The sequence below is a fragment of the Actinophytocola sp. genome (assembly GCF_035712165.1).
Classification (GTDB): Bacteria; Actinomycetota; Actinomycetes; order Mycobacteriales; family Pseudonocardiaceae; genus DASYTH01.
In genome coordinates this window covers 1-10,034 of sequence record NZ_DASTBH010000270.1, presented here as the reverse complement: position 1 = coordinate 10,034, position 10,034 = coordinate 1, and the positions used below count along the sequence as shown (strand labels likewise).

The following is a 10,034-nucleotide window of genomic DNA, read 5'->3' as shown; positions in this document are numbered from 1 at the left end:
TCGCCCGGCCGGATCCGCGCCCGCAGCGGCGCCGGCCGGGGATAGACCCGGACCTCGACCGCGTCGCTCACCGCGGTGGCGACCAGCAGCCCGCCCCCGGCCCGGGCGGTGATCCGGACCCGCACGGCGAACCGGCCCCAGCTGCCGGCGCGCACCCCTCCGGGCGCCGCCTCCAGCCCGGCCGGCGCCAGCGCGCGCACGGCGAACCGGGCGGTCCCGCCGACCGCCGTGGCGCGCACGTCGATCGGCACCCTGTCCTGTTCGAAGCACCGCTGGGTGGGCTGCTCGACGTGCAACTCCACGTGCGTCGGCGGCCGTCCCCACCCCCAGCCGCCGGCAAGCGCGCCGATCAGCGGCGCGGTGAACGCGATCAGCTCCGGCCGGCGGTCCAGCACGGCCAGCGTCAGCGCCAGTGCCGAGGTGGTGGCCAGGGCCAGCGCCAGCGGCGAGGGCCACCAGCGCAGGGCCAGCCGGCGGGTCATCCGGCTTCTCGCAGCCGCGGCGCCGGGAGCCGGCCCAGCAGCTCCTCGACGATCCGCTCGCCGGTCACCCGCCGCACCCACAGCTCCGGCGCCAGGCTGATCCGGTGCGCCCAGGCCGGCCGGGCCAGCATCCGGACGTCATCCACGGTCACGTAGTCGCGGCCGCAGAGCACCGCGCGAGCCCGGGTGAGCTGGACCAGGTCGAGCTCGGCCCGGGGGCTCACCCCGACCTCCACCTGGGCGTGCTCGCGGGAGGCGGCGGCCAGCTCCACGACGTACTCGAGGATCTCGTTCGGGACCGTGACCGACTCCAGGGACTCGCGCATGGCCAGCACCTCGTCCGGGCCGACCACCGGCCGCAGCTCGAGCGGGGTGGAGCCGCGGTCCAGACGGCGGCGCAGCATCTCCAGCGCACCGGGCCGGCTCAGGTAGCCCAGCCGCACCCGCAGCGCGAAGCGGTCCAGCTGGGCCTCGGGCAGCGGGTAGGTCCCCTCGTGCTCGATCGGGTTGTCGGTGGCCAGGACGAAGAACGGGTCGGGCAGCCGGTGGGTGTTGCCGTCCACGCTGACCTGCCCCTCGGCCATCGCCTCGAGCAGCGCCGCCTGGGTCCGCGGCGGGGTCCGGTTGATCTCATCGGCCAGCAGCAGGTTGGTGAACACCGGGCCGGGCCGGAAGTTGAACACCTTCTTGGACTGCTCGTAGACGGTCGCGCCGATCAGGTCGGCCGGCAGCAGGTCGGGGGTGAACTGGATGCGGGTGCACCGCAGGCCGAGCGCGGCCGCGAAGGAGCGGGCGATCAGCGTCTTGCCCACGCCGGGCAGGTCCTCGATGAGCACGTGGCCGCGGGCCATGAGTCCGAGCAGGATCAGCCTGAGCTGGTCCCGCTTACCCACGACGGCCTGCTCGATCTCGTCGAGCACGACCTGCGCGAGTGCCGTCGTTGCCGATGCAAGCATTCTCACGAATGAGATAACGAGCCGGCCACAACGAGGATGCGCATTTCGCGAACCGCAATTCGCTACACGAGAGCGGGCAGCGTCGCGCCGAGTGGCTCGCGCAGCACCACCGCGGCCAGGCCGTCGTAGGGCGTGGCGGAACCATTGCACACCACCACGGTCGCTCCGGCCTGCGCGGCCAGCCCGACCAGCCCGGCGGCCGGCTGCACGGTCAGCGAACTGCCGGCGGCCAGCATGAGGTCGCAGGACCGGGCGACGGCACGGGCCTGGTCGAGCACGTCGACGTCGAGCGCCTGTCCGAAGGAGATAGTCGCGGATTTCAGGATGCCGCCGCAGAGCCGGCAGGGCGGGTCGGGCTCGCCGGCCGCGACCCGGTCCAGCGCCGCGCGCATCGGCCGGCGGTCGTCGCAGGTCAGGCAGACCGTGTCGGAGATGGTGCCGTGCAACTCGACCACCAGGTCGGGGTTCGACCCGGCGCGCTGGTGCAGCCCGTCGATGTTCTGGGTGAGGATCGCCAGCAGGCGCCCGGTGCGCTCGAGGTCGACCAGCGCGCGATGACCGGCGTTGGGCGCGGCGGTCCAGGCGGGATGGGCGGCCCGGGCCTGCCAGGAGTTGCGGCGGACCTCGGGATCGGCGAGGTAGGCCTGGATGTTGGACATCCGCTCGGCGCCCGGGTTCTTCGTCCACAGGCCGTTCGGGCCCCGGAAGTCCGGAATGCCGGACTCGGTGGAGATGCCCGCGCCGGTGAGCACCGCGATCCGGTTCGCCCGCGCGACAAGTTTCCGCGCCCGGTCAAGCAGATCCTCGCTCGCACTCACCCCTCGATGGTACGTAGGTGAGGCTCTTTCACCCTGCGTTCGAAAGGTGCGGATTCCATGACCCTGCTCCGCTGCCTCGTCGCGGCCCTCGCCGCCGCGCCCTTGCTGCTGGCCGGCCCGGTTCCCGCGGCGGCGGCCACCGACGCCGAACTGGCCCTGCGCTGGGCCCCGGTGCACTACCAGGACACCGACTCGTCCGACTACGACGCCGACTTCCTCACCCGGATCGACTACGACGCCGAGTGGAACACCCTGAACAACTGGGAGCACCAGGACGACAACCCGGCCACCCTGGCCGGCTGGACGTACTACTCGGTGGTGGAGACCGAGACCCACTGGTTCCTGCTCTACGGCTTCTACCACCCGCGCGACTGGGAGGACTTTCCCGACCCGTTCGACCTGTTCACCCACGAGAACGACATGGAGGGCGCGCTGCTGACCGTGCGCAGGGACGGCACCGCGTTCGGCCGGCTGGAGGCGATGGTCACCGTGGCACACAACGACTTCTACTCCTACGTGCCGGCCGGGAGCACGTTCACCAGTGGCCGGGAGAGCGTGGACGGAACCCTGCTCACGCAGGCCGTCGGCGGCAGCGCGCATCCCACCACCCGGCAGGAGGCCAAGGGGCACGGGGTGTTCGGCTGGAACGGCGCTGCCTTCCCGGGCAACGACGGAGTGGTGTACCTCCCCGGCGCCGGGCCGGCCGAGGTGCCGTCCGGCGGCAACGACCGATCGGTGGCCTACCAACTGGCTGACGTCTTCGCGGCCGGCGGCCTGTGGGCCCGCCGGTCCGACCCGGTCACCTTCGCCGGGCCCGGCACGTTCCGCGGTGACAACGGCGCGGACAACGCCGCCAACGCGCCGTGGGGCTGGGACGACCAGAACGACGGCGCCGACGTGCCCCGCGGCATGCTCGCGACCGACCCGGCCTACCTGGTGTCGGTGTACTTCGCCAACAAGGGTGCGTTCAGCCTGACCTACACCCGCAACGGCTACCGGTCCTAGCGCGCTCGGCCGAAGGCATCGGATCTGTGGCGGCAGGCCACAATCCAGGGAAGGCGATCTTGGGCTGGTGGCATGGCCTGCCCCGCAGATCCGATCCCGCGCCCCTTTATTGAACACAGCCCAGCCGCCGCCACAGGAACTCGTAGGCCAGGGCCGACCGGAAGGCGAGTTGTTCGTTGTCGGCCGCGGCGCCGTGTCCGCCCTCGATGTTCTCGTAGTACTGGACATCGTGGGCGGACTCGCGCAGTCTGGCGGCCATCTTCCGCGCGTGCGCCGGATGCACCCGATCGTCCCGAGTAGATGTGATCAACAACAGTGGTGGATATTTGTGTCCACTGTGGACATTGTGGTACGGCGAGAAGTGCCGCAGGTACGACCAGTCCGCCGGATCGTCCGGGTCGCCGTACTCGGCCATCCACGAGGCGCCGGCCAGCAGCCGGTGGTAGCGCCGCATGTCCAGCACCGGCACCTGGGCGACGATCGCGCCGAAGAGTTCGGGATGGTGGGTGAGCATGACCCCCATGAGTAGACCGCCGTTGCTGCCACCCTGGATGCCGAGCAGCCGCGGCGTGGTGATCCCACGTTCCACGAGATCCGTTGCCACCGCGACGAAGTCCTCGTAGACCCGGACCCGGTTGGCCTTCATGGCCGAGGTGTGCCAGCGGGTGCCGTACTCCCCGCCGCCGCGAATGTTGGCCACCACATAGGTTCCACCCCGGGCGAGCCAACCCCGCCCGATCGTGCCGCTGTAGGCCGGCGTGAGCGACACCTCGTACCCGCCGTACCCGTAGAGCAGCGTGGGCCCGGGCTCGTCGTCGGGCCGCCCCACCACGAAGTACGGAACCCGCGTGCCGTCCGCCGAGGTGGCGAAGAACTGCCGCACGGTCAGGCCGGTGGCGTCGAAGAAGAGTGGCGCCTGCTTGACGATCTCCGCGGCCTGCCCGATCTCCCCGCGCTGCAACGTGGCGGGCTGCGTGTAGCCGCTGAGGTCGAGGAAGTACTCGTCACTGTGGTCGGGGTCGGTGTCGATCACGTCCGCCGAGGACAGGTCGGGCACATCGGCGAGAGCCGTTCGCCGCCACCCGTGCGGTTCGGGCGTGAGCACCTCCACCCGGCTCGTCACGTCGGTGAGCGTGACCAGAATGAGGTGGTGCCGGGTCCAGACGTGGTACTGCAGCGCCGTGTGCTCATCCGGCTCGAAGAGAATGTCGAGTTCCCGCCGGCCGGCAAGGAAGTCGTCGAACCGCACCGCCAGCAACGCCCCCGCCGGGTAGGTGGTCGACCCCACGGCCCACTCGGTCCGCGTCGTGATCAGCAACCACTCGCGGTGCGCGCTGATCTTGGCATCGTCGGGCACGTCCAGCCGAACCAGCCCGTCATCGGTCCGCAGGTACCGCTCAGCCCGCCAGAAATCCAGGCTCCGGCTCACGAAGTCGCGCTCGAACCCCTCGGTCGGATCGTGGTAGGCGGAGACGGCGACATCATCCGGCTTCCCCTCGAACACGGTGGCCGCCTCGGGCAGCGGCGTCCCCCGCCGCCACTCCTTGACGATGCGCGGGTATCCCGCGTTGGTCAGCGAACCCGGCCCGAAGTCCGTCCCCACATAGATCCGGTTTTCGTCGATCCACCCGACCTGACTCTTCGCCTCGGGAAGCTCGAATCCCTCTGTCACGAACTGTTTGGTATGCAGATCGAACTCCCGCACCACACTGGCGTCCGCCCCGCCGCGGGATAGCTCGATGAGCGCCAACCGGTGCCCCGGCCGCAGCACGGTCGCGCCCTGCCACACCCAGTTCTCACCTTCCCGGGCGGCAAGTTCGTCCAGGTCGAGCACGGTCTCCCAGTCGGGGTGCTCACGCCGGTACTCGTCCAACGTGGTCCGCCGCCACAACCCGCGGGCATGCGCCCCGTCCTGCCAGAAGTTGTACAGATGCTCGCCCCGCCGCCGCACGTACGGGATCCGCTCCTCCGAGTCGAGCACCTCCCGCAGCTGGTCGCGCAACTCGCCAAACCGGTCGCTCCCGGTCAGATCGTCGACCGTCTCCCCATTACGCTCCCGCACCCAGCCAAGGGCCTCGTCGCCAGTAACCTCCTCCAACCAGAGGTAAGGATCGTTGTCGTCAGCATCTGCCTGAGCCTCGGTCACACCCGAAGTCTGCCATTGCCCTTTCCAATCGATCATGTGTTTGATTCTATCGCCCACGCCAGCCCGGATCATGCCGGTGACCTGCACACTTCCAGATGATCCACGGCGACCAACAACGGCAGTGCGGGAGAACGACCTCGGTGCACGGCTGTGGGCAGGCCTGTCCACAGTCGTGCCGCGGAACGCCGGGCCCAGCCCACCCAAGGCGACCACCCCGAGCGTTCCGACGCAGCCGGGGAACGGCAACCAGGCAACCCCGGAACTGGGAGCCGACACAGACACCCGACGGCAGGGCGGAGCCGGACGGAACGCCGCAACCAGCGCTCGCCCAGCCGACCACCCCGGCGTTCCGGAAGAAAGCCGAGCACCGCACCAAGTGGCAACTCGCCGGGCTGGAAGTGGGGACTCGCGGGGGTAAACCGTGCCCCAGGCGAACCGAGATCAGGGTAGACGCCAGGTTTGCGCCCCCGTCGCGTTACAGGTGTAGAGCTGAAGCTGAGTTCCATTGGCGGTATTGCTGTTCGGCACGTCCAGGCACTTGCCCGACGGCGGGTTGACCAGCGCCCCGCCCGGCCGCGGCCACCATTGCTGCGCTCCGGTTCCGTTGCAGGACCACAGATGGATCTTGGTCCCGTCACTGCGGCCGCTGTGATCGACATCCATGCACTTGCCGAGCGCGCGGACGCTGCCGTCCGAGGCGAGCGTCCATACCTGCGCCGCGGTCCCGTTGCAGTCGTGGATCGCGATCTTGGTGCCGTCGGCGGTGCTGCTCTGGTCGACGTCCATGCACTTGCCGGCCAGGCCGGTGATCGTGTTGGTGCGCGCGGGGGACGGGCCGACATCGAAGGACGGTGGTGCGTCGGCGGGCGCGGCGGCCCAGGCCGGGTTGGCGGTCGCGGACAGGGTGAAGGCGAGCCGGCCGCCGCCGGTGACGATCGACTCGGGCAGCCAGGAACGGTTGGACGCGACACCGTTCACGGTCAGGCTCTGCACGTATTTCTGGGTGTCCGAGGCGCCGGGCGCGGTCACGGTCAGCACCGCGCCGGTGCCCCGGGTGATGGTGATCTCCGGGAACTGCGGGCTCGCCAGCACCAACTCGGCCCGTCCGGGCACCTCCGGGTACATGCCGATCGCGGCCCACACGGCCCAGGACGACATCTGACCGAGGTCGTCGTTGCCCACGTACCCGTCCGGCGTCGCCTTGAAGATCGTGGTCAACGCCCGGCGCACCACGTCCTGAGCCTTGTGGGGCGCACCGGCGTACACGTAGGCCCACGGGGTCTCCAGGCTGGGCTCGTTGCCCAGGTAGGCGTAGGGCTGCGCGCCGCCGGCGTTCAGCTGGGTGAAGAACGTGTCCAACCGGGGCAGCACCGCGGCGTTTCCCCCCATGGCGTCGAACAGTCCGCGGTAGTTGAACGGCACCATCCAGGTGTACTGCGCGGCGTTGCCCTCCACGTACTCGTTCTGCTGGGTGGGGCTGAACGACGGGAACGTGGTGTCGGCGTTGCGCGGCTGGAGGTACTTGTTGCGCGACTCGAACAGGTCCCGCCAGTACTGCGCGCGCCGCAGGTACTGCTCGGCGGTCGCGGTGTCGCCGAGCCGGGCGGCGAAGGCGGAGACGGCGAAGTCGGCGCTGGTGTACTCCAGGGTGGTGGCGGCCGAGCCCCACACGCCGCTGGTTCCCGGCGGCACGTAACCCATCGTGTCGTACTGGGCGAACCCGGGCCGTTGCCGGGCGTCGTGGCTGCCGGTGACCATCCGTTGCAGTCCGGCGGCGGCGTCGAAATTGGTGGCGCCGAACGCGTACATGTTCGCCACGATGATCGACAACGGGTCGCCGTTCATCACGCCGGTGCCGCCGTTGGCCACGGTCCACCGGTCGAAGTACCCGCCCTGGATGGACTGGTTGATCGCGGACTGCGCGATGTCGGACGCCTGGGCCGGCGCGATCAGCGCGACCAACTGGACCTGCGAGCGGTACACGTCCCAGCCGGAGTAGTTGGCGTACTGGACATGCCCGGCCGCCGCGTTGTGCAGACGCCCGTCGAAGCCCATGTAGCGCCCGTCGGTGTCGCTGAACACGTTGGGGTGCAGGAGGGAGTGGTACAGGTTCGTGTACAGCACGCGGCGCTGGGTGTCGGTGCCGCCGGAGACCGCGATCCGGCCGAGCAGGCCGTTCCACGCGGTCCGGGTGCCGGTGCGGACCTCGTCGAAACCACGGTTGCCCTGCTCGGCAGCCAGGTTCGCCCGGGCGCCGTCCTCGCTGACGAAGGAGACGCCGACCCGGAACTGCACGGTGCGGTTGGTGCTGGTGTCGAACGACACGAAGGCCGCCGCGGCGAGGACCTGCGCCGAACCGGTGGTGGCCTCGGGAGCCGGAGCCGGCCGGGTGTCCACACCGGACTGGGTGGCGGCGGTCTTGGGCGACGGGGGGACCGTGCCGGGGCTGCTGCCCTCGATGGAGTTCCGGGACGGGTCGACCTTGCCGTCCGCGCCGGCCACCCCGGCGGTGCGGAACGAGCGGTCGAACGCGACGTGGAAGTACAGCCGGTAGCGGTTTCCGGCGCCGCAGAACCCGCCGCTCTCGGTCCAGCCCGACAGTGTGTTGGTGCCGATCGTGATCGAGCCGGTGGCCGCGTTGAACGCCTTGGCGGCGTCCACGGACAGGGATGCCTGGGAGCCGGCCGGGTAGGTCACCCGGGCGATGCCGGACCGGGTGGTGGTGGCGAGTTCGGTGCGCAGGCCGTTGTCGAAGGCGACCGAGTAGTAGCCGGGCGAGGCGGACTCGTTGGCGTGCGAGAACGTGTACTGGCTGACCGGGCTGGCGCCGAGGGTCGGCAGGAACGGCACGTTGCCGAAGTCGCTGCAGCCCGGGCCGGACAGGTGGGTGAGGCTGAAGCCCTTGATCCGGTTGTCGTCGTAGTGGTAGCCGCCGTGCTGGTGGGTGACGGTGTCCGGGCTCCACTGCAGCATGCCGAACGGCGCGTCGGCGCCGGGGAAGGTGTTGCCGGCGCCGCCGCCATGACCGAAGTCGGGGCCGCCGGGTTTGGTCCCCACGAACGGGTTCACGTACTGCGCGGGGTCGTCGATCACGACCTGGGCGGCGGCGGCGCCGGATGCGACCGGCAGCATGACCGTGGCCAGCGCGGTGCCGGCGGCGAGAAGGGTCGCGAACAGTTGTGACCGAGACATCCGGGCTCCCCGCGATAACGAGTGACAACGTTGTCAACGTCCGAGCCTTGCAGGTGGTCCGGCGGTAGGGAAGGTGCGCGCCGCCGACTTCGCCCGGTTGGACCAGCGGTCCGGCCTGTTTTGTCGGCGGCGTTTTCCGTTCCCCCCAAGGGATACGGGGTGTGATGCCGGTATTGACCGTTGTTTGGACACGGTCCAGGCTTACTCCAGGTGCCGAAATGTCCGGGCGGGGCCTCGCCACAGCGTTGTCGTTTAATCAGTGCCCGTCCACCGGTGAGTCAGGCATGCGCGCGATTCGGGGCGCCTATGCCTGCCGGCGCAACTGGTGTTCGGACACGTCTCCTCACCCACCACACCCAGTCCGTTTTGTCGCCGAATAATCCGGTTTTTCTCGGCGTCGAATAACGACGGAGAGGAATGACGTGAGTCCTGCATTCGGTTCCTCACGCAGATTGGTCCACTCGACCAGACGCCGAAATCCGCTTATCACGTTGTCCGCGGCGGTTCTGCTCGCCGGCGCACAGGTGCTGGGCCTCGTCGGGTCGGCGGGCACCGCATCGGCGGCCGTTCCGTTCGCCATCCAGAGTCTGGATGGCAGCGGCAACAACGTGGCCAACCCCACCTGGGGCGCGACCGGCCGGCCGTACGCGCGCGTCGCGGCGGCGCGTTACACCGACGGGCGCAGCCAGGCACCCACCGGGCCGAACTCCCGCAGCGTCAGCAACCGCCTCATCAATGATGTTGCCCAGAACATCTTCTCCGAGCGGCAGTTGGACGCCTGGGGTTGGACGTGGGGCCAGTTCCTCGACCACACCTTCGGTCTGCGGCAGGCCGGCACCGACACCCAGAACATCGCGTTCAATCCGAACGACCCGCTCGAAGAGTTCCGCAACGACTTCGGCGTCATCCAGATGGACCGCTCGGCTCCCGCGCCGGGCACCGGGGTGAACAACCCGCGCCAGCAGATCAACACGGTCAGCTCCTACATCGACGCGTTCTCCGTGTACAGCGGCAGCCCGACGCGGTTGGACTGGCTGCGTGAGGGTTCGGTCGACGGCAACCCGACCAACAACAGTGCCCGCCTGCTGATGCAGAACAACTACCTGCCACGGCGGGACGCCCGCGGCAACGCCGCCACCGCACCGCCCATGGATGTCGACGGCATTCTGCGCGCGAACCCGAACAGCGCGATGGTGGCCGGCGACGTCCGGGCCAACGAGAACCTGTTCCTCACCGCGACGCACACCCTGTTCGCCAGGGAGCACAACCGGATCGTCGCCTCGCTGCCGTCGTCGCTGAGCGAGGAGGACAAGTTCCAGATCGCCCGCCGGGTGGTCATCGCCGAGCAGCAGTTCATCACCTACAACGAGTGGCTGCCCGCGATGGGTGTCCCGATTCCCGCCTACTCCGGTTACAAGAACAACGTTGACTCCAC

General features: G+C 69.7%; 7 protein-coding genes. 2 read left to right on the top strand and 5 right to left on the bottom strand.

What is annotated here, in order from left to right:
* From VFO68_RS15175 to VFO68_RS15165, 3 genes are all read right to left on the bottom strand, one after another.
* Positions 1-482: hypothetical protein (locus VFO68_RS15175; protein ID WP_325158921.1), on the bottom strand; the 482-nt coding region annotated here is incomplete at its 3' end.
* Positions 479-1,438, bottom strand: a complete 960-nt coding sequence (locus VFO68_RS15170) for a MoxR family ATPase (protein ID WP_325158922.1) — start codon at positions 1,436-1,438, stop codon at positions 479-481. The genes VFO68_RS15170 and VFO68_RS15175, both read right to left, overlap by 4 nt.
* Before the next feature lie 62 nt (positions 1,439-1,500).
* Complete coding sequence (locus VFO68_RS15165; RefSeq protein ID WP_325158920.1) at positions 1,501-2,256, bottom strand: Sir2 family NAD-dependent protein deacetylase; 756 nt, start codon at positions 2,254-2,256, stop codon at positions 1,501-1,503.
* Positions 2,257-2,313: 57 nt separating this feature from the next.
* On the opposite strand from VFO68_RS15165, the gene VFO68_RS15160 reads away from it, so the two are divergent.
* On the top strand, positions 2,314-3,261 hold the full coding sequence (locus VFO68_RS15160) for a hypothetical protein (protein WP_325158919.1): 948 nt from the start codon (positions 2,314-2,316) through the stop codon (positions 3,259-3,261).
* A 106-nt stretch (positions 3,262-3,367) separates the two neighbouring features.
* Here VFO68_RS15160 and VFO68_RS15155 read toward each other — a convergent pair whose 3' ends face one another.
* Together VFO68_RS15155 and VFO68_RS15150 are read right to left on the bottom strand one after the other, a co-directional pair.
* Positions 3,368-5,443, bottom strand: a complete 2,076-nt coding sequence (locus VFO68_RS15155; RefSeq protein WP_325158918.1) for a prolyl oligopeptidase family serine peptidase — start codon at positions 5,441-5,443, stop codon at positions 3,368-3,370.
* A 405-nt stretch (positions 5,444-5,848) separates the two neighbouring features.
* On the bottom strand, positions 5,849-8,599 hold the full coding sequence (locus VFO68_RS15150) for a lectin (RefSeq protein WP_325158917.1): 2,751 nt from the start codon (positions 8,597-8,599) through the stop codon (positions 5,849-5,851).
* 491 nt (positions 8,600-9,090) lie between these two features.
* Here VFO68_RS15150 and VFO68_RS15145 point away from each other — a divergent pair.
* Positions 9,091-10,034: peroxidase family protein (locus VFO68_RS15145; RefSeq protein WP_325158916.1), on the top strand; the 944-nt coding region annotated here is incomplete at its 3' end.

Bases quoted from the DNA above. Each gene is read 5' to 3' on its own strand.
- VFO68_RS15155 (WP_325158918.1), bottom strand. From the start codon at position 5,443: ATGATCGATTGGAAAGGGCAATGGCAGACTTCGGGTGTGACCGAGGCT.
- VFO68_RS15150 (WP_325158917.1), bottom strand. From the start codon at position 8,599: ATGTCTCGGTCACAACTGTTCGCGACCCTTCTCGCCGCCGGCACCGCG.
- VFO68_RS15160 (WP_325158919.1), top strand. From the start codon at position 2,314: ATGACCCTGCTCCGCTGCCTCGTCGCGGCCCTCGCCGCCGCGCCCTTG.
- VFO68_RS15170 (WP_325158922.1), bottom strand. From the start codon at position 1,438: ATGCTTGCATCGGCAACGACGGCACTCGCGCAGGTCGTGCTCGACGAG.